We start from the raw sequence: 18,898 nt of genomic DNA on the forward strand, positions 1-18,898 counted from the left end.
GTGGGTCCGCGCGCAGAGGAGCATGCCAGATGGCCGACGACTTCGTACCCGGCCTCGAAGGCGTCATCGCCTTCGAGACCGAGATCGCCGAACCCGACAAGGACGGCGGTTCGCTGCGCTACCGCGGCGTCGACATCGAGGACCTGGTCGGCAAGGTCACGTTCGGCAACGTCTGGGCCCTGCTGGTCGACGGCAAGTTCGGCCCGGGCCTGCCACCGGCCGAGCCGTTTCCGATCCCGGTGCACAGCGGTGACGTGCGGGTCGACGTGCAGGCCGCGCTGGCCATGCTCGCGCCGTTCTGGGGCTACCGCCCGCTGCTCGACATCAGCGCCGAGGAGGCCCGCGACCAGCTGGCCCGCGCCGCGGTCATGGCGCTGTCCTACGTCGCGCAGTCCGCCCGGGGCATCGGCGTCCCCGCCGTTCCGCAGAGCCGGATCGACGAGGCCTCCACCATCGTCGAGCGCTTCATGGTGCGCTGGCGCGGCGAGCCCGACCCCCGCCACGTCGCCGCCGTCGACGCCTACTGGACGTCGGCCGCCGAGCACGGCATGAACGCCTCGACGTTCACCGCCCGCGTCATCGCCTCCACCGGTGCCGACGTCGCCGCCGCCATGTCCGGCGCCATCGGCGCGATGTCCGGCCCGCTGCACGGCGGCGCCCCCTCTCGCGTGCTGCACATGCTCGACGAGGTCGAGAAGACCGGCGACGCCGAGAAGTACGTCAAGGACCTGCTCGACCGCAAGGAGCGGTTGATGGGCTTCGGCCACCGGGTGTACCGCGCCGAGGACCCCCGCGCCCGCGTGCTCCGCCGCTCGGCCCAGGAGCTCGGTGCGCCCCGCTTCGAAGCCGCCCTCGCCCTGGAGAACGCCGCCCTCAAGGAGCTGCGGGAGCGGCGTCCCGACCGGCCGGTCGAGACGAACGTGGAGTTCTGGGCGGCCATCGTCCTGGACTTCGCCGAGGTCCCCAGCCACATGTTCACCTCGATGTTCACCTGCGCCCGCACCGCCGGCTGGTGCGCGCACATCCTCGAGCAGAAGAACACCGGCCGCCTCGTGCGACCGTCGGCCCGCTACATCGGTCCCGACTCCCGCAAGCCCCAGGACGTCGAGGGCTGGGACACCATCAACCCCGAGGCCGCCTCGATCTGAGCAGGCCCGCTCCCGACGACGACGGCCCGGCCGCACTCCGCGACCCGGGCCGTCGTCGTCCGGGCCTGGCACACCCCACGCACGTGAACCGGAAGGCTCCCACGGATGAGCATCACCATCCCCGCCGAGCTCCTGCCTGCCGACGGCCGGTTCGGGTGTGGGCCGTCCAAGGTGCGCCCCGAGGCGCTGCGGGCGCTGGCCGGCGAGGGTGCGGCCGTCATGGGCACCTCGCACCGGCAGGCACCGGTGAAGGCCCTGGTCCGGCGGGTCCGCGAGGGGCTCACCGCGCTGTTCGACCTGCCCGACGGCTACGAGGTCGTGCTGGGCAACGGCGGCACCAGCGCCTTCTGGGACGCCGCGCTCTTCGGGCTCATCCGCGACCGTGCCGCCTTCGGCACCTACGGGGAGTTCTCCGCCAAGTTCGCCTCCAGCGCGAACGAGGCCCCGTTCCTCGGTGACCCGGTGATCGTGTCGGCCGCCCCCGGTTCGCTGGCCCTCCCCACCGCCACCGCGGGCGTGGACACCTACGGCTGGGCGCACAACGAGACCTCGACCGGCGTGATGGCGCCCATCGCCCGCCCGTCGGGCACCGAGGACGCGCTCGTGCTCGTCGACGCCACCAGCGGCGCCGGCGGCCTGCCCGTCGACGTCTCGCAGACCGACGTCTACTACTTCGCGCCACAGAAGTCCTTCGCCGCCGACGGCGGCCTCTGGGCGGCCCTCATGTCGGCGGACGCGCTGCAGCGGATCGCCGAGATCAAGGCGTCGGGCCGCTGGATCCCCGGGTTCCTCGACTTGTCGATCGCCGTCGACAACTCCTCGAGGGACCAGACCTACAACACCCCGGCCGTCGCCACCCTCTTCCTCCTGGCCGACCAGATCGACTGGATGCTCTCCCTCGGCGGCCTCTCCGGCGCCGTCGGCCGCAGCCGGGAGTCCTCGAGCCGCCTCTACGGCTGGGCGGAGCGGTCGTCCTACGCGACGCCGTTCGTCGCCGACCCCGACCACCGCAGCTACGTGGTGGGCACGATCGACTTCGCCGACTCGGTGGACGCCGCCGCGCTGGCCACGACGCTGCGCGCGCACGGCGTGGTCGACGTCGAGCCGTACCGCAAGCTCGGCCGCAACCAGCTGCGCGTCGGCATGTTCCCCGCCGTCGACCCCGACGACGTGACGGCGCTGACCGCCTGCATCGATTACGTGGCTGAGCGTCTCTGAACGGGGACGAGCAGGTGCCCCGGCGCGAGATGGCGATGGAGTTCGGCATGTCATCGGGTCCCGACGGGGGCGACCTCTTCGCCATCGGCGGTGAGGCTGGGCGGATCATGGCCGGCATCGACTGGGCGAGCACGTCCATCGGCCCCGTGGAGTCCTGGCCGGCCAGCCTGCGGTTCGCCATCAGGACCGTCCTGGTGTCCCGCTTCCCCATGCTGCTGACCTGGGGACCGGACGAGCTGCAGTTCTACAACGACGCCTTCGCCCCGGTCATCGGCGAGAAGCACCCGGCCATCGGTGACCGCATCCGGGACACCCTCGCCGAGACATGGCACACGGTGGGCCCGCCCATCGAGCACGCCATGGCGACGATGGAGTCCTCGTGGATCCCGAAGCTGCTGGTGCTGCTGACCCGCTCCGGTTACCGCGAGGAGACCTACTTCACGGTCTCCCACGCACCCGCCTTCGACGACGCCGGTCGGGTGGCCGGCATGCACGCCGTCTGCACCGAGGTGACCGGTGAGGTGCTGGGCGCCCGGCGCCAGCGGCTGCTGCACCACCTGTCGACGGTCGGCAACAGGCTCGGTGACGAGCGGGACACGGTGACGGCCATGTGCCGGGCACTGGGGGACGACGGCCTGGACGTGCCCTTCGCGGCCCTCTACCTGTCACAGCCCGGGGAACCGGTGCTCCGCCGCGTGGCATCGATCGGCTGCGACAGCGCGCTCCTCACGGAGACCGCGGCGGGCGACGGAGAGCAGCTCCGCTCGGCTGTGCACGGGCTCCGCATCACCGGCGGCCCCTTCGGTGACCCGGTCTCCGAGGCCGTCGTCCTCCCGCTCACGGCTGCGGGCGAGCAGGAGCCGGTGGGCCTGCTCCTGCTCGGGAAGAGCCCGAACCGGGCACTCGACGCCGAGTACCGTTCGTTCTTCGAGCTCGTGGCCGGCCAGTTCGCCGGTGCCGTGGTGAACATCCGCGCGTTCGAGCGCGAGCGCGAGCGGGCCGAGTCGCTGGCTGAGCTGGACCGCGCCAAGACCACCTTCTTCGCCGACGTCAGCCACGAGCTGCGCACGCCGCTCACCCTGCTGCTCGGGCCGATCAACGACGTCCTGGACGACGCCGAGCCGCCGCTGACCGACGACGTCCGCGAGCAGCTCACCCTTGCCTTGCGCAACGGGCAGCGGCTCCAGCGGCTGGTCAACGACCTGCTGGACTTCGCCGGCATCGAGGCCGGACGGGCGACGCCGGTCCGGGTGGAGACCGATGTCGCCGCCTTCACCGCGGAGCTCGCCGGCGTCTTCCGGTCGGCCGCGGAGCGGGCCGGCCTGCGGCTCACCGTGGACTGCCCGCCCCTGGACCGGCCGACCTTCGTCGACCCGCGGATGTGGGAGAAGATCGTCGTCAACCTGCTGGCCAACGCGGTGAAGTACACCTTCGTCGGCGGCATCGGCGTGACCCTGCGCGGCGCGGACGACGGCTTCGTGCTCACCGTCACCGACACCGGCGTGGGCATCGTCGCCGACGAGCTGCCCCACCTGTTCGAGCGGTTCCACCGCGTCGGGGGGGCCGCCGCGCGCACCCGGGAGGGCACCGGCATCGGCCTGGCCCTGGTGCAGGAGCTGGCCGCGCTGCACGGAGGCGCCGTCACGGTCACCAGCGAGCCGGGGCGGGGTAGCACGTTCACCGTGGCGTTCCCGTCCGGGCACCCCGACGCCGCGGCGGCCGGCCCGTCCGCGGTTCCGTCCGAGGCCGCTCGCGGCGAGGCGGCCAGCTGGGAGGAGGAGACCTCGCGGCCCGCCGGCACGGCTCCGGGCACGGTCGGCGGCGCCGACGTGCTCGTCGTCGACGACAACGCCGACATGCGCGCCTACCTGACCCGGCTGCTGGGCCCGCACTGGACGGTGCGCACGACGGCGAACGGCGAGGAGGCGCTCGCCGCGGTCGCCGAGCGCGCGCCGGACCTGGTGCTGACCGACGTGATGATGCCGCGCATCGACGGCTTCGAGCTGCTGCGCGCCCTGCGGGCGGATCCGGCCACCCGGCACATCCCCGTGATCATGCTCACCGCCCGGGCCGGGCAGGACGCCTCGGTCGAGGGGCTGGAGGCCGGCGCCGACGACTACCTGGCCAAGCCGTTCCGCGCCGCCGAGCTCATCGCCCGGGTGCGCGTGGCGCTCGAGCGGGCCGCCGGGCGCGCTGTGGCCCCCGCCGGCTCACCGGAGCCGGCAGCTGTCCGGGCCCCGGAGCCGGTGCCGCTGCCCGCACCGCCGGCCGCCACCCCGGTCGGCGGTCCGGATCCGTCGCCCGTGCCGCCGGCCGCCACCTCCGCCGGCCCCCACCGGGCGCACTGGCGGCTGCCGTCGGAACCGGCGTCGATCCCGGTCGTGCGGCGCGGGCTGCGCGCGCTGCTGGACGAGGCCGGGGTCGACCCCGACCACGCCTACGACCTGCTCCTCGCCGCGTGCGAGGCGGCCAGCAACGCGATCGAGCACGCCCAGCACCCGACCGAGCCGTTCGTCGAGGTGTCCGCCGCCGTCGGCAGCGACCTCGTCGAGATCACGATCCGCGACTACGGGCAGTGGCGGGAACGGGTGCCCAGCATGGACCGCGGTCGCGGTTCGACGCTGATGAGCGCCTTCGGCGACGTCACCGCCGTGCCCAGCCCCTCCGGCACGACGGTGCGGATCCGGTCGGGGCTCTCCGCCGTCTGACCGACGGCCGGTCTCAGCGCAGCAGCCAGGTGTCCTTGCTCCCGTCGCCGGGGACGCCTGGCAGGTCCGGCCCGTCCCCGGCGGCCACCCGGGTCAGGGCCAGGGGCAGCGCGGTGGTGCTGGCACCGGCCACGGAGAAGACCCGCAGGTCCACCGGACGCGGCCGCAGCACCCCGTCGACCAGCGTCGGGGACGTCGAGGGCTCCAGTGGCTCGCGGGCCACGAACCGGTGCGGCGCCGCGGCGATCTCCTCGCGCAACGCGGCCAGCTCGGCCCCCGAGCAGGCCGGGCCGGAGACGACGTCCCGGCCGCCGTACCCGGCGACCGACTCCACCTCCAGCTCGTGCAACCGGTCCCGGACGGCCGCCTCCGCGGCGGGGTCGGCGAGCACCCACGTCCGCGCCGAGTCCAGCAGCGGCTCCTCCCCCAGGTAGAAGCCGATCAGCGCCGGCACCCAGGCGTAAGCCGCCGCGTCGTCGGCCACCCCGTTCCCGGGCACGTTGGCGACCCCGAGCCGGCCGGCCCGGACGGCCTCGGTGAGGGCGAGGTCCAGCGGCAGGCCCGCTCCCGTGGGGTAGCCGCCGAGCAGCGCGTCGTCGAACCGCCGGTAGAGGACGTCGACCGGCACCCGGCCGCCGTCCACGGCGGCCTCCAGCCCCCCGTCGCCGCGCGGCCACAGGTCACCGGCCCGTACCAGCGGCGCTCCCAGCGCCTCCGCGAGCACCCGGTGCTCGAACCAGGCGCCGGCGCTCTCACCCTGGGTCAGCACGGCGATCCCCGGCGGGCGGGCCGTCGCCGGGGGCGCAGCGGCGGTCAGCGCCTCGGCCAGCAGCGCGACGGCCTCGGCCGGTTCCCTCGGCTGCAGGCCGGCGAACAGCTCCGGCACGGCCGCTCGCGCGCTCGCCCGGTCGGCCAGCGCGTACCCGATCCCCGACGGCACCCACAGGTGGTCGGGCGCGACCACCCAGCGGTCGCCGCTGGTGCGCACCAGGTCGGCCGCCGCCACCGTCGCCCGGGGCTGGCCCGGCCAGGCACGGGCCACCGCCTCCGGGTCCCGGCCGGGTGCGTGCGCCACGGCCCACTCGGGCAGCACGCCGGCCCGCACCACCTCCGGGGCGCGGTCGCTGTCGCCCCGCCGCCGCCCGGCCGGGCGGTAGACGTCGGCGAGGAAGGCGTTGAGGGCCCGGTGCCGCTGGGCCACACCCGCCGCCAGCGCGGCCCACGTGGCGGCGTCGACCAGCCGGGGCACCGGGTCGGTGGGCACCGGGCGCACCTCCTGCCGGCCGTCCACCCAGGTCGAGACGGTGACGCCGTGCTCCTCGCGCCAGGCCGCCAGGTGCCGGCCGGCGGCGGTCAGCCCGTCGGTGCCCAGCTGCTCCAGGGTGGCGGTGGGCAGCGCCCACCCGTCGCGCAGGCGACCGGCCGCATCGACGGCCTCGTCGGTGCGGGCGCTGGCGTATCCGGCGAAGAGCTCCCCGTTCACAGCCACCGATCGAACCAGGCGGCGAGGCGCCCGCCCAGTTCGACCAGGTGGTCGCGGCCCACGATGGCGTGCCCCTCGCCGGCGAGCAGCAGCACCGGCGAGGTCCGCCATGCAGGGCCCCCCACCGGGGGACGCGGTGACCGGGGGCGCGTGCGCGCCACGCCGGGCCGCCTGCGCGCGGCGCCCGCCGGACCCCGATAGCCTCGGGGACCGGGCCCCCTCTCGGGCCCGCCGCGCCGGTTGCAGGAGGTCGCCCATGCGCACGCTGCGCCTCGTGGCGCTCTCCGACGACGGGAAGAGTCTCATCCTCTCCGCGGAGGGCCCCGACGCCCCCGACAGCGGGGAGCGGTTCGAGCTCCCGATCGACGACCGCCTGCGTGCCGCCGCCCGCGGGGACGCCCGTCGGCTCACCCAGATCGACGTCGACATGGGCACCGAGCTGCCGCCGCGGGTGATCCAGTCCCGCATCCGCTCCGGCGAGACGCCCGAGCAGGTCGCCGCCGCCACCGGCGCGCGGGTGGAGCGGATCATGCGCTTCGCCCACCCGGTGCTGCAGGAGCGCGAGCGCGTGGCCGGGCAGGCCCGCGAGTCCCGGGTCCGACTCAGCGAGGGCGCTCCCGGTGCGATCCTGCAGCAGTTCATGCTGGAGCGGCTGCGGCTGATCGACACCGACATCGACGCCGTGCAGTGGGACGCCTTCCGGGGCGAGGAAGGCACCTGGGTGGTCACCGCGGCCTGGCGCGCCGGGGGGAAGTCCGGCACCGCCCGGTGGAACTACGACCTGCCCTCCCGCACGGTCACCCCCGCCGACGCCGCGACGACCGACTTCGCCGAGGGCACCCGCCTGGTCCGGGTGGTTCCCGACGTGCCCTCCGGGGGGCCCGCACCGATCACCCGCAGCCGCCCGGTCGCGGTGGTCCGCGCCCCGGAGCCGGTTGCCGCACCCGACCCCCTCCCACCGGCGGAGGGCGACGCGGTCGTGCGCGACGTCCACGCACCCGACGGCTCCCCCGAGGACGACGAGGCGATGGCCGCGCTCCTCGACGAGGTGGCCGAGCACGACACGGTGGTACTCGGCCGCGGCGGCGGTGCGGCCCCGGACGACGACGAAGACCCGCGCGCCCGCATCCCCGCGTGGGAGGACATCGTCTTCGGGGTCCGCCGCAACCGCTAGTGGCGAGAGTCGTCCGCCCGATCACCACTGCGCCCGGCGTGTGCAGCGAGCTCGTCGTGGACGAGGCGGGTCCCCGCCGACCTGACCGCGGGTGCCGGCCGGTCCGCCGGGGTGCACCGAGATCGCGCCGACAGCCTCGTCCGAGTGGAAAATCGGCCTCCGCCGGGTAGTCGACCAGGTATGGGTGCTTCGGTGTCGATGCCGCTGGGCGGCGTGCAGGTCGGGTCCTACGACAGCTACGAGCGGGCGCAGGCGGCGGTCGACTACCTGTCGGACGAGAAGTTCGCCGTGGAGAACGTGACGATCATCGGCACCGACCTGCGCATGGTGGAGACGGTCACCGGCCGCATGACCATGGGGCGGGCGGTGGCCGCCGGTGCGGCCGGCGGCGCCTGGTGGGGTCTGTTCGTCGGCCTGCTGCTGGGCATCTTCACGCCCGACGGAGGCAGCTGGGTCGGCTCGGTCCTCACCGGCCTGCTCATCGGTCTGGCGTTCGGCGCGGCCTTCGGCGGCATGGGGTACGCCGCCACCCGCGGCCGACGCGACTTCACCAGCACGAGCAAGATCACCGCGAGCCGCTACGACGTGATGTGCCACCCGGCGCACGCCGAGGAGGCCCCCGCCATGCTCGCCCGCTTCTCGCTGCGCGGCTAGCGCAGCGCGGCGAAGGCGACCGCCGCCGCGGCGGCGACGCCCAGGGAGTCCACCCCCGTCCGCATCGGGATGCGGGCACGCACCCGCGCCGCCTGCTGCGCCTCCGGGGTGAGCCCCGGCCCCTCGGCGCCGAGCAGCACCGCGGTGCGCGGGTGCGCCCGCGGATCGACGTCGGCGAGGTCGACGGCGTCGGCGGCCGGGGTGAGCGCGACCGTCAGGTACCCGGCCTCGTGCAGCCGCTCGATCCCGGCCGGCCACCCGGGCAGCACGGCGAACGGGAGTGACAGCACGTGCCCCATCGAGACCCGCACCGACCTGCGGTAGAGCGGGTCGGCGCAGCGCGGGTCCAGCAGCAGCCCGTCCACACCGAGCGCCACCGCCGAGCGCGCGATCGAGCCGAGGTTCTCGGCGTCGTTGAGCGCCTCGAGGACGGCGAGCCGGCGCGGCGCCGCCGGCTCGGGTCCGGCCAGCACGGCGTCGAGGTCGTCGGCGGGCCGGCGGTCGGCGGAGGCGACCACGCCCCGGGTGAGCCGGAACCCGATGACCTCCGAGAGCACCCACTTGTCCGCCTCGTAGGCCGGGACGTCGTCGGGCAGGCCCAGCGCGGCCACCCGCCCGGGCACGCCGAAGACCGCCCGCACCCGGTACGGGGAGCCCAGCAGCCGCTGGACCGCGGGCACGCCCTCCACGATCACCGGCCCGGTGCCGCGCGGGGTGCCGGCCGGGCGGTCACCGGCCTTCAGGTCGCGGAAGTCGGCCACCCGCTCGTCGCGCGGATCGGTGATGACGACGGGAGCGGGCACGCTGCCGATTCTGCCCGCCGCTGACCGGCCGGCCCACCACACCCACCCCCTGAGCCCGACGGGACCACGAGCCCCGTTGACACCGCACCGGCAACTCATCTAGCGTTGAATTCATTACTGGATGAGTTCTGGAGGGCGCGTCATGGACGCCGTCACCGTCACCGACCTCGTCGTCGACCGGGGGCGCCGCCGCGTCCTCCCCGGTCTCTCCTTCACCGTCCCCCGGGGGCAGGTCACCGGGCTGCTCGGGCCGAGCGGCAGCGGGAAGACCACCCTGCTGCGCGCCGTGGTCGGCGTGCAGCGGGTGCGCTCGGGCACCGTCACCGTCCTGGGCGCACCGGCCGGCTCCCCCGCGCTGCGCGCCCGCGTCGGGTACGTCACCCAGGCCCCGAGCGTCTACCCCGACCTCACCGTGCGGGAGAACGCCCAATACTTCGCCGCGCTCCACGGGCGGGATGCGGCCGCAGCCGACGCCGCCATCGCCGACGTGGGCCTGGCCGGTGCGGCGCGACAGCTGGTGGGCGACCTCTCCGGCGGCCAGCGCGGGCGCGCGTCGCTGGCCTGCGCCCTGGTCGGCGATCCCGAGGTGCTGGTGCTCGACGAGCCGACCGTCGGGCTCGACCCCGTCCTGCGGGCCGAGCTGTGGGCCCGGTTCCACGCCCTGGCGGCGGCCGGCACGACGCTGATCGTGTCCAGCCACGTCATGGACGAGGCGGGCCGGTGCGACCGGCTGCTCCTGCTGCGCGACGGCGAGCTGCTCGCCGACTCCACCCCCGCGCAGCTGCGGGCCGACGGCGGCTCCCAGGATCTCGAGGCGGCGTTCCTCGCCGTCGTCCGCGCCCGGACGGAGGTCGCGGCGTGACCGCCATCCCGGGGAGTCCCCGGCTGACCGCCGCCACCGCCGGCCGGGTGCTGCGCCAGCTCCGGCACGACGGCCGCACCATCGCGATGATGCTGGTGCTGCCCAGCCTGCTGCTCGGGCTGCTGCACCTGCTGTGGAGGGACGTGCCCACCCTCCCCGGCCAGGCCGGCACGTTCGAACGGGTGGGACTCACGATGCTGGGGGTCTTTCCGTTCGTCGTGATGTTCCTGGTCACCAGCATCGCCATGCTCCGGGAGCGCACCTCCGGCACGCTGGAGCGGCTGCTCACGACGCCGCTGGCCCGGGTGGACCTGCTGCTGGGCTACGGCCTGGCCTTCGGCCTCGCGGCGGCGGCGCAGGCCGTGGTCACCGTGACGGTCGCCACGACGCTGTACGACCTGGACGTGACCGGCCCGACCGCCCTCGTCATCCTCATCGCCGTCGCCGATGCGGTGCTGGGCGTCGCCCTCGGCCTGCTGGCCAGCGCCTTTGCCCGCAGCGAGTTCCAGGCGGTGCAGTTCATGCCGGTGATCGTGCTGCCGCAGTTCTTCCTCTGCGGGCTGCTCGTCCCCCGCGAGCAGATGGCCGGCTGGCTCCAGGCCATCAGCGACGTCCTGCCGCTCACCTACGCCGTCGAGGCCCTGCAGGAGGTGGGGCGCTCGCCGACCGCGACGGGCACGATGTGGATCGACGTGGCGATCGTGACCGGGGTCGCCCTGCTCGCCCTCGCCCTGGCGGCGGCGACCCTGCGGAGGAGGACCAGCTGACCGGAGCACGCAACCGGCCGACCGGACGGCGTCCCGGGAACCCCGACACCCGGCAGGCGGTCCTCGCCGCCGCCCGGGAGGCCTTCGCCGAGCGCGGCTTCGACGGCGCCACCATCCGCCGGATCGCCACAGCGGCCGGCGTCGACCCCGCGCTGGTGCACCACTACTTCGGCAGCAAGGACCGGCTCTTCCTGGCCGCGATCGAGGCACCGGCGAACCCGGCCGAGCTGCTGCCCGAGGTGCTCGCGGGGGGTCGCGACAACCTCGGCGAGAACCTCGTCCGGATGCTGCTGCGGGTCTGGGACGGCCCCATGCAGCCGGCGGCGCTGGCGCTCGTCCGGTCCGCCGTGGGCAACGAGTGGACGGCGAAGCTGCTGCGGGAGTTCCTCGTGTCGCAGGTGCTGCGCCGGGTCGTCGGCACGCTGGACCTGCCGCCGGCCGAGCGCGAGGCGCGGGGGGCGCTGGTGGCCAGCCAGCTGATCGGGCTGGTCATGGCGCGGTACGTCCTGAAGGTGGAGCCGCTGGCCTCGTCCGCACCGGAGCCGCTGGTTGCGGGGATGGGTCCCACCGTCCAGCGCTACCTCACCGGAGAGCTCGACCTCCCCCGCTGACGGCCTCACCGACGGGCGGTGCGCGCCAGCTGGCGGCTCTGCGCCACCAGCCGGCCGGTGGAGTCCCAGACGCGGTAGTCCTCGTCGGACCAGCCGCCGGCGATCTCGGTGGCCCGTGCCTCCACCAGACACCAGCCCGGCGCCGGCAGCGCACGGACGAGGACCTGGAGCTGCACCGTCGGCGCCCAGCCCATCCGGCCGGTCGCGAAGCTGGTGGGCGGCAGGACGTCGGCGAAGGTCAGCAGCGCCAGCGGATCGGCGGGGCGGCCGTCGGCCAACCGCACCCACGCCCGCAGCACGGGCTCCTCCGAGGGCTGCCCCATCGTCCACGTGGCGGTCGCCGGGTCCAGCCGGCTCTGCACGTGCGCGGTGAGGCGCGGCAGGTGCATCGGCACCGCGGCCAGGTGGGCGTCCGCAGCCATGTCGAGGCACTGCTCGGGGGCGGGCACCTGCGGCATGGGCGTCGAGTACTCGACCTCGCCGTCGCCCAGGGTGGCCGTGGTGGCCTGCACGGTGACGACCGGGCCCGTGGGGTCGGAGAGCACGACCGTCGAGTGGGCCAGCGTGCGACCGGCCGGCCCGGGGGTCACGGCGACGGTCGCCGGGCCCGCCGCGCCCGCGCGCAGGTAGCTCGCCGACATCGCGACCGGGTGCGCGTGCGGGCTCTCCAACACCGCCGCCCGGCCGGCCACCGACAGCAGGTAGCCGCCGTTGAGGATGCCGCCGCCGACCTCCCACCCGGGGTGCAGGTCAGCGACCAGCGCGCCGTCCTCCCCCCGCCGCACCGCGGTGGCGGCGTCGAAGTCGGAGAGGGCCCGGTGATCGTTCTGCGGCACGCCGGACAGGGTGCCAGGGTCGCCCGCATGGATTACATCCACCTCGGCCGCAGCGGCCTCTCGGTCTCCCGGCTGTGCCTGGGCACCATGAACTTCGGCTGGAAGACCGAGGAGGGCCACTCCCACGCGATCATGGACCGGGCCCTCGCCGAGGGCGTGAACTTCTTCGACACCGCCAACGTCTACGGCTTCGACGCCGGCAAGGGCCGCACCGAGGAGGTGCTCGGCAGCTGGTTCGCCCGCGGCGAGGGGCGCCGGGAGAAGACGGTGCTGGCCACCAAGGTCTACGGCGGGATGTCGGACTGGCCCAACGACAGGTTCCTCTCCGCCCGCAACATCGTCCGCGCCTGCGAGGGGTCGCTGCGCCGGATGGGCACCGACTGGATCGACCTCTACCAGTTCCACCACGTCGACCTGCGCACCCCGTGGGAGGAGATCTGGCAGGCCTGCGCGACGCTCGTGGCGCAGGGCAAGGTCCTCTACGTCGGCTCCTCCAACCACGCCGCCTGGCAGATCACTCGGGCCAACGCGGTGGCCGAGCGCCGGCACACCACCGGCCTCGTCAGCGAGCAGTCGCACTACAACCTGCTCACCCGGCACGTGGAGCTGGAGGTGCTGCCGGCCGCGGAGCACCTCGGCGTCGGCATCCTGCCGTGGAGCCCGCTGGCCGGCGGGTTGCTCGCCGGTGTCCTGGAGAAGACCGAGGGCGGACGGCGGAACGAGGACCGCCAGCAGGAGCGGATCGAGGCCCACCGCCCCGCCCTGGAGGCCTACGAGGCCTTCTCCCGGGACCTGGGGCACGCCCCGGCCGACGTCGGCCTGGCCTGGCTGCTGCACCAGCCCGCGGTCACCGCGCCGATCGTCGGGCCGCGCACCACGGAGCAGTTCGAGGGCGCGCTGCGGGCGCTGGAGGTGCGGCTGGACGACGCCGCCCTGGCCCGGCTCGACGAGATCTTCCCCGGCTACCGGCCGGCGCCCGTGGAGTACGCCTGGTAGGAGGACCCCACGTCCCCCAGCCCTCGCGGGCTCGGGCCGGGCCCCCGACGCGGGGCCGTAGCTCAGCTGCAGGGCCACGTGGCGAGGGCCTCGTACCGGGCGGTCGCGCCCAGGTGGCTCTCGACCAGCCCCACCTCGGTCACCGGCCACCCGGGCCCCCGGTAGCCGGCCAGCCGGTCGGTCAGGCCGCCGTCGGCGGGCCGGCCGGGCCGCCACCGGCCGAGGGTGAGGTGCGGCTGGAACGGGCGGTCCTCCACCGGCAGGCCGAGGCCCCGCGCGGCGTCGGCCAGCCGGCCGGCGAGCCCGACCAGCGGGGCGACGTCGCCCTCGACCCCGGCCCAGGCGACCTGCGGACGGCGCAGCGAGCCGAACCGCCCTGCCCCGGCCAGCCGCAGCGTCATCGGCGGGGTGGCGGCGATCGCCGGCCCGGCGGCGGAGACCAAGGCCGGCACCACGGCGTCCGGCACGCGATCCAGGAACAGCAGCGTGAGGTGCCACCGCTCGGAACGGCTCCAGCGGGGCGCACCGGGGGCGTCGCGCAGCGGGGCGAGCGCGCGGTCGAGGTGCCGTCGGGCCTCCCCGGGCGGGTCGACGGCGACGAACAGCCGGTGCGCGGGACCGGGGCTCAGGCCGGCACCTGCAGACCGGCCCGGCGGAGGGCGCTCACCAGCCGCAGCCGCTCGATCCCGCGGGCCCGGTCGTCCCGCAGGGCGCCCAGGTCCGAGGCCTCGCCGAGCATTGCGGCGGCCTCGAGCAGCACGTCGTCGTAGGCGGCCTGCACGGCGCGGCGGCGGGCCATCGGCGCCCCGGCCGGGAGGAGCTCGACCTGGCGGCCGAGCCGGCGCAGGTCCGCCGCCACGAGCTGCAACGGCCGGCCGGGCGGCGCCGGGTGGCGGGCGGCGTGGCGGCGCGCGGACCACGCCTCGAGCCACCGGGTCAGCGGGCCGATGCCGGCGACCAGCGCGGCGAACGCGGCGAGCAGCGCGACGAGCTGGACGAGAGCGACCATGGCGTTCCCCTGCGCACGTGCGGAACCGTGCCGCCGACGGTACGCGCGCGAGCCCGCTCAGAGCGACTGCTGCCCCGGCGCCTTCTCGGCCAGCCTCTCCTCCGCGGCCCGCACCTGCGGGGGCGGGACGACGGGGCGCTGCGGGCCGACCTGCAGGCGGAACCGCAGCGGCGCCCGGTCCAGCCGCACGCGCACCGACCGGTGGCGGGCCAGCACCGCGGCCGCACCGAGCCCGGCGACGACGCACACTCCCCCGCCGAGGATGAGGCCCCACGGCGCGCCGAGGTGCTCGGAGACCCAGCCGACCAGCGGCGCCCCGACGGGCGTGCCGCCCATGAAGCACATGAAGTACAGCGCCATGACCCGGCCGCGCATCTGCGGCTCGACACCGAGCTGGACGAAACTGTTGTTGGCCACGCTGAAGACCAGCGCCGCCGCACCGGTCGGCACCAGGAGCAGCGCGAAGGCGACGTGGGTGGGCATCAGCCCGGCGACGACGGTGCAGACACCGAACAGCACCGCCGAGCCGATGAGGAACCGTTGCCGCGGGCGGACGCTGCGCCGGGTGGACAGCAGGGCGCCGCTGAGCGAGCCGACGGCGAAGCAGGTGGACAGCAGGCCGAACGCCTGGGCACCGAGGTCGAAGGTCTCGCGGGCCATCAGCGCGATGGTGACCTGGTAGTTGAAGCCGAAGGTGCCGATCACGAACGCCAGGCCCATCGCGAGCAGCAGGTCGGGATGGGCCCAGGTGTAGGCCAGCCCGGCGCGCAGCTGGCCCCGGCCCCGGGCGACCGGAGGGCTGGGCAGCAGCTCGTCGGCCCGCATGCCGGCCAGCGCGGCGATGGTGAAGGCGAAGCTGGCCGCGTTCAGGAAGAACGCCGGTGCGGTGTTCCCCGACGCCGCTCCGATGAGCAGGCCGGCCAGCGCCGGCCCGACCAGCCGGGCACCGTTGAAGATCGTCGAGTTGAGGCTGACGGCGTTGGTGATCAGCCCCGGCCCCACCATCTCCGAGACGAACGCCTGCCGCACCGGCACGTCCACGGCCGAGACGGAGCCGAGGGCCCCGGCCAGCACGAACACGTGCCACAGCTCGACCGCGCCGGTGGCCACCAACGTCCCCAGTACCAGCGACAGCAGCCCCATGAGCGCCTGGCTGATCAGCAGCAGCCGACGCTTGGGGTAGCGGTCGGCGAGGACCCCGCCGTACATGCTCAGCAGCAGGGACGGCCCGAACTGCAGCGCGGTGATCAGGCCGAGGGCGACGCCGCTGTCGTCGGACAGCTGCAGCACCAGCCAGTCCTGGCCGATGCGCTGCATCCAGGTACCGGTGAGGCTGAGCAGGTTGGCCGAGGCGTAGCGGCGGAAGTTCCGCACCCGGAGGGCGCGGAACATCCCCCTGCCCTGCTCGGACGGCCCCCGCTGGTCAGTGCTCGTGCAGGTCACCCACTGGCGAGCTTGTCCATGATCTCGGCCGCCTCACGCAGCACCGCCCGCTCCTCGGCGGTCAGCTCCTGGAGCCGGCCGGCCAGCCACGCCTCCCGCGCCCGTGCCTCCACCGAGAGCATCTTCTCGGCGGCCGGGGTCAGGTCGATGATCACCTGCCGCCCGTCGGTCGGGTGCGGGGTGCGGGTGACCAGCCCCGCGCTCTCCAGCGCGACGACGACCCGGGTCATCGACGGCGGCTGGACCCGCTCGTGGCTCGCCAGCTCGCCCGGGCTCATGGGGCCGTGCCGCTGCAGCGTCGACAGCGCCGCCAGGTGGGTGAGCGTGACCGAGGTGTCCACCCGCTGGTTGCGCAGTCGCCGCGAGAAGCGCATGACCGCCAGCCGCAGCTCGTGGGCGAGCGCGGCGGTGCCGAGCGTCGTCCGGCTCACGATCGTTAGCCTAACTCAGGAGGCCGCTCAGAAGAGCTGCTGCAGCGGCTCGAGGGCGAAGTAGACGAGGAACATCGCGGCCACCACCCACATCAGCGGGTGGATCTCCCGGCGCCGTCCCACCGCCACGCGGAGCAGGACGAAGCTGATGACGCCGGCCCCGATGCCGTTGGTGATCGAGTAGGTGAACGGCATCAGCGCGATGGTGAGGAACGCGGGGATGACCAGGGACATGTCGTCCCAGGTGAGGTGCTTGATCTGGCTGATCATCAGCGCGCCGACGATGACCAGCGCCGGGGCGGCGGCCTCCGAGGGGACCACGGCCACCAGCGGGGTGAAGAACACCGCGACCAGGAAGAGCAGGCCGGTGACGATGCTGGCCAGCCCGGTCCGGGCGCCGTCGGCCACACCGGCGGTGCTCTCGATGTAGGTGGTGTTCGACGAGACGCTGCCGGCGCCACCCGCGGCGGCGGCCAGCGAGTCGACCAGCAGGACCGGCTGCGACCGCGGCAGGTTGCGCTTCTCGTCGAGCATGCCGCCCTCGGCCCCGACGGCGGTGACCGTGCCGACCGTGTCGAAGAAGTCGGCGATCATGATCGAGAAGACGATGAGCAGGGCGGCGAGGACGCCGATCCGCTCGAACCCGCCGAACAGCGAGAAGTTGCCCAGCAGCGAGAAGTCGGGGCTGCCGACGACGTCCTCGGGCAGCGCCGGCACCTGCAGGGCCCAGCCGCGCTCGTTCTCCGCGCCGTCGGCCCCGAAGCGGGGCCCGACCTCGGCGATCGCCTCGACGACGATCGCGAGCACCGTCGTCGCCACGATGCCGATGAGCAGCGCGCCCTTGACCTTGCGGACGACCAGCAGGCTGCTCAGCAGCAGGCCGACGACGAAGACGAGCATCGGCCAGCCGGCCAGCTGCCCGCCGATGCCGAAACTGATCAGCGGGTTCCCCGGGCGGATGATGCCGGCGTCCGCCAGCCCGATGATGGCGAGGAAGAAGCCGATGCCGACCGCGATCGCCGTCTTCAGCTGGGCCGGGATGGCCTCGAAGACGGCCTTGCGGAAGCCGGTGAGCACGAGCACGGTGATCAGCAGGCCCTCGAGCACGACCAGGCCCATGACCTCGGGCCAGGAGAGCTGCGTGGCGGCGAAGACGGCGACCAGCGCGTTGATGCCCAGGCCGGTGGCCAGCGCGAACGGGTAGCGGCCGACGATCCCCATGAGCAGCGTCAGCGCACCGGCGAGCAGCGCGGTGACCGCGGCGATGGAGCCGAAAGGCAGCACGGTGCCCTCGACGTCGGCGCCCGGCGTGCCGTCGGGCCCGGCGATGCTGGTCAGGATGATCGGGTTGAGCACCACGATGTAGGCCATCGTGAAGAAGGTGGTGAGACCGCCGCGCACCTCGCGGGTGACCGTCGAGCGGCGGGCGCTGATCTCGAAGTACCGGTCCAGGCCGTTCTTCGGCCTGGACCGCGGGCCCTCGCTGCGTCGCGGCGTCGGGGTGCCGGCCGAGACGTCGGCCGGGGTGCCGCCGTCTGCCGGGGCGCCCGAGGCGCTGGCGCCACCGGAGGGACGGGACTGCTGGGGCATGCGGACTCTCCGGGCGGTGCGGGTGGCCAACGAGCGGCGACAGCGTGCCACACGGCCGCGCCGGGCACGTCCCCCCGTGTCCCAGCGACGATCTAGGGTGCCCTCGTGCCCGGTCCACTCAAGCAGGCCCCGCCGCCGCTGCACGTCGACACCGCCCGCGTCGTGCTGGCCGGGACCGGGTTGTGGGCGGTGGCCCTCGTCGTGCTGCTGCTCCTGGGCGACCGCGTGGACCGGATGTGGACCTGGACCTGCGTCGCCGCCATCGGGCTGGCGGTGCTCGGCCTGGGCGTCATGAAGCTGCAGCACCGCGACCGCGACCGCGGTTGAGCCGCGGTCAGTCGCTCAGGACGTCGTACTCCGAGGTGTCGTAGCGGGCCGAGGTCACCACCTCGGTGTCCTGGACGACCACCAGCGTGGCCTGGCTGTGCGCGCCGCAGCCGTAGTCGGCGGTGACCACCCGCCCCTCGCCGGGGGAGTAGGCGTTGCCGCAGGCGCCGACCGTCTGCCGCAACGACCCGGCCAGCGGGAGGTAGAAACCGCAGGTGGCGCACGGGCCGGGTGCCTGCCGCGCCATCGGCGACGTCGGGCCGAACTCCCCTGCGCTCCAGCGGGACACCGCCTCGGACCGGCCCTCCCGGGACATCACCCGCTCCCGGCCCAGGCCGATCTCCCCGGCGACCACCCGGCCCTCCGGGTCGTCGGCGGAGTCGTCGTCGACCGTGTACGCCGGCGCCAGCCGCGGGTCGTCCTCGGTGGCCGGCAGGACGTCGCCCACCGACAGGTCGCCCGGGCGCAGCCGCTCGTGCCACGGCACCCAGGCGGGCGCCAGCAGCGCCTGGTCACCGGGGAGCAGCACCACCTCGTCCACGGTGATCCGGTCCTCGCCCGGAACGCGCGCGATGGTGACCGCCCAGTGCCAGCCGACGTACCCCGGCAGCCGGCTGGCGAAGGTGTGGGTGAGCACCTCACCCAGGGAGGACCCGGCCTCGCCGGAGGGGATGGTCTCGGGCGTGGCGCCCAGGTGCTCGCCGACTGCGTCGGCGTCGCCGGCCGTCTCGACGGCGGCCGCTCGGGCAGGCTCGATCGCGGCGGTCAGCGGGTCGACCGCGGCGGAGGCGGGCCGGGCTGCTGCGGAGGACTCGGACACCCACCCATTGTGGCGGAC

The 18,898-nt window shown here is 74.8% G+C and carries 20 protein-coding genes; 10 read left to right on the forward strand and 10 right to left on the reverse strand.

Going from position 1 to position 18,898, the window contains the following annotated elements; all coding sequences use genetic code 11:
• Window positions 1-29: 29 nt before the first annotated feature.
• From ACI791_RS04580 to ACI791_RS04590, 3 genes are all read left to right on the forward strand, one after another.
• On the forward strand, window positions 30-1,148 hold the full coding sequence (locus ACI791_RS04580) for a citrate synthase 2 (RefSeq protein ID WP_456584960.1): 1,119 nt from the start codon (window positions 30-32) through the stop codon (window positions 1,146-1,148).
• Between the two features lie 105 nt (window positions 1,149-1,253).
• Window positions 1,254-2,366 (forward strand): phosphoserine transaminase, encoded by a 1,113-nt coding sequence (serC, locus tag ACI791_RS04585; protein WP_456584961.1) that lies wholly within the window; start codon window positions 1,254-1,256, stop codon window positions 2,364-2,366.
• Window positions 2,367-2,413: 47 nt separating this feature from the next.
• The gene (locus tag ACI791_RS04590; RefSeq protein WP_456584962.1) at window positions 2,414-5,074 is read left to right on the forward strand and encodes an ATP-binding protein; all 2,661 of its coding nucleotides are present in this window, start codon (window positions 2,414-2,416) and stop codon (window positions 5,072-5,074) included.
• 13 nt (window positions 5,075-5,087) lie between these two features.
• Here ACI791_RS04590 and ACI791_RS04595 read toward each other — a convergent pair whose 3' ends face one another.
• Together ACI791_RS04595 and ACI791_RS04600 are read right to left on the reverse strand one after the other, a co-directional pair.
• Window positions 5,088-6,557: a circularly permuted type 2 ATP-grasp protein gene (locus ACI791_RS04595; protein WP_456584963.1), complete on the reverse strand. Its 1,470-nt coding sequence runs from the start codon at window positions 6,555-6,557 to the stop codon at window positions 5,088-5,090.
• The gene (locus ACI791_RS04600; protein WP_456584964.1) at window positions 6,554-6,682 is read right to left on the reverse strand and encodes a hypothetical protein; all 129 of its coding nucleotides are present in this window, start codon (window positions 6,680-6,682) and stop codon (window positions 6,554-6,556) included. Before ACI791_RS04600 ends, ACI791_RS04595 begins: the two co-directional genes overlap by 4 nt.
• 131 nt (window positions 6,683-6,813) lie before the next feature.
• Here ACI791_RS04600 and sepH point away from each other — a divergent pair, with 131 nt between their 5' ends.
• Together sepH and ACI791_RS04610 are read left to right on the forward strand one after the other, a co-directional pair.
• Window positions 6,814-7,731 carry a septation protein SepH gene (gene sepH / locus ACI791_RS04605; protein ID WP_456584965.1) on the forward strand — a complete coding sequence of 306 codons (918 nt, stop codon included), beginning with the start codon at window positions 6,814-6,816 and terminating at the stop codon, window positions 7,729-7,731.
• A gap of 180 nt (window positions 7,732-7,911) precedes the next feature.
• Window positions 7,912-8,385, forward strand: a complete 474-nt coding sequence (locus tag ACI791_RS04610) for a general stress protein (protein WP_456584966.1) — start codon at window positions 7,912-7,914, stop codon at window positions 8,383-8,385.
• Here ACI791_RS04610 and ACI791_RS04615 read toward each other — a convergent pair.
• Window positions 8,382-9,188 (reverse strand): TrmH family RNA methyltransferase, encoded by an 807-nt coding sequence (locus tag ACI791_RS04615; protein WP_456584967.1) that lies wholly within the window; start codon window positions 9,186-9,188, stop codon window positions 8,382-8,384. The genes ACI791_RS04610 and ACI791_RS04615 overlap by 4 nt on opposite strands.
• 142 nt (window positions 9,189-9,330) lie before the next feature.
• Between ACI791_RS04615 and ACI791_RS04620 the strand changes: the two genes are divergently transcribed.
• Genes ACI791_RS04620 through ACI791_RS04630 form a run of 3 tightly spaced genes read left to right on the forward strand, consistent with a single transcriptional unit; the run spans window position 9,331 to window position 11,428 of the window.
• Window positions 9,331-10,050: an ABC transporter ATP-binding protein gene (locus ACI791_RS04620; RefSeq protein ID WP_456584968.1), complete on the forward strand. Its 720-nt coding sequence runs from the start codon at window positions 9,331-9,333 to the stop codon at window positions 10,048-10,050.
• Window positions 10,047-10,817, forward strand: coding sequence for an ABC transporter permease (locus ACI791_RS04625; protein ID WP_456584969.1), 771 nt, complete (start codon window positions 10,047-10,049; stop codon window positions 10,815-10,817). The genes ACI791_RS04620 and ACI791_RS04625 overlap by 4 nt, the downstream gene beginning before the upstream one ends.
• Entirely contained in the window at window positions 10,733-11,428 is a 696-nt protein-coding gene (locus tag ACI791_RS04630; RefSeq protein WP_456584970.1) for a TetR/AcrR family transcriptional regulator, read from the forward strand. The genes ACI791_RS04625 and ACI791_RS04630 overlap by 85 nt, the downstream gene beginning before the upstream one ends.
• Before the next feature lie 5 nt (window positions 11,429-11,433).
• Here the strand turns inward: ACI791_RS04630 and ACI791_RS04635 are convergent, their stop codons facing one another.
• The gene (locus ACI791_RS04635; protein WP_456584971.1) at window positions 11,434-12,264 is read right to left on the reverse strand and encodes an acyl-CoA thioesterase; all 831 of its coding nucleotides are present in this window, start codon (window positions 12,262-12,264) and stop codon (window positions 11,434-11,436) included.
• Between the two features lie 27 nt (window positions 12,265-12,291).
• Between ACI791_RS04635 and ACI791_RS04640 the strand changes: the two genes are divergently transcribed.
• Window positions 12,292-13,260, forward strand: a complete 969-nt coding sequence (locus tag ACI791_RS04640) for an aldo/keto reductase (RefSeq protein ID WP_456584972.1) — start codon at window positions 12,292-12,294, stop codon at window positions 13,258-13,260.
• Between the two features lie 62 nt (window positions 13,261-13,322).
• Here ACI791_RS04640 and thpR read toward each other — a convergent pair whose 3' ends face one another.
• The 5 genes from thpR to ACI791_RS04665 are packed head-to-tail and all read right to left on the reverse strand — an operon-like array spanning window position 13,323 to window position 17,733.
• Window positions 13,323-13,889 (reverse strand): RNA 2',3'-cyclic phosphodiesterase, encoded by a 567-nt coding sequence (gene thpR / locus ACI791_RS04645; RefSeq protein WP_456585327.1) that lies wholly within the window; start codon window positions 13,887-13,889, stop codon window positions 13,323-13,325.
• Window positions 13,886-14,269: a hypothetical protein gene (locus ACI791_RS04650; RefSeq protein ID WP_456585334.1), complete on the reverse strand. Its 384-nt coding sequence runs from the start codon at window positions 14,267-14,269 to the stop codon at window positions 13,886-13,888. Before ACI791_RS04650 ends, thpR begins: the two co-directional genes overlap by 4 nt.
• A 57-nt stretch (window positions 14,270-14,326) precedes the next feature.
• Window positions 14,327-15,661, reverse strand: a complete 1,335-nt coding sequence (locus tag ACI791_RS04655) for an MFS transporter (protein WP_456584973.1) — start codon at window positions 15,659-15,661, stop codon at window positions 14,327-14,329.
• Between the two features lie 47 nt (window positions 15,662-15,708).
• Complete coding sequence (locus tag ACI791_RS04660; protein WP_456584974.1) at window positions 15,709-16,143, reverse strand: MarR family winged helix-turn-helix transcriptional regulator; 435 nt, start codon at window positions 16,141-16,143, stop codon at window positions 15,709-15,711.
• A gap of 27 nt (window positions 16,144-16,170) precedes the next feature.
• Window positions 16,171-17,733 (reverse strand): NCS2 family permease, encoded by a 1,563-nt coding sequence (locus ACI791_RS04665; protein WP_456584975.1) that lies wholly within the window; start codon window positions 17,731-17,733, stop codon window positions 16,171-16,173.
• Window positions 17,734-17,838: 105 nt separating this feature from the next.
• Between ACI791_RS04665 and ACI791_RS04670 the strand changes: the two genes are divergently transcribed.
• Entirely contained in the window at window positions 17,839-18,060 is a 222-nt protein-coding gene (locus ACI791_RS04670; protein WP_456584976.1) for a DUF2530 domain-containing protein, read from the forward strand.
• 7 nt (window positions 18,061-18,067) lie between these two features.
• Here ACI791_RS04670 and ACI791_RS04675 read toward each other — a convergent pair whose 3' ends face one another.
• Window positions 18,068-18,880: a DUF3027 domain-containing protein gene (locus tag ACI791_RS04675; protein WP_347059312.1), complete on the reverse strand. Its 813-nt coding sequence runs from the start codon at window positions 18,878-18,880 to the stop codon at window positions 18,068-18,070.
• Between the last annotated feature and the right edge of the window lie 18 nt (window positions 18,881-18,898).

The organism is Blastococcus sp. SYSU DS0973, assembly GCF_054051055.1.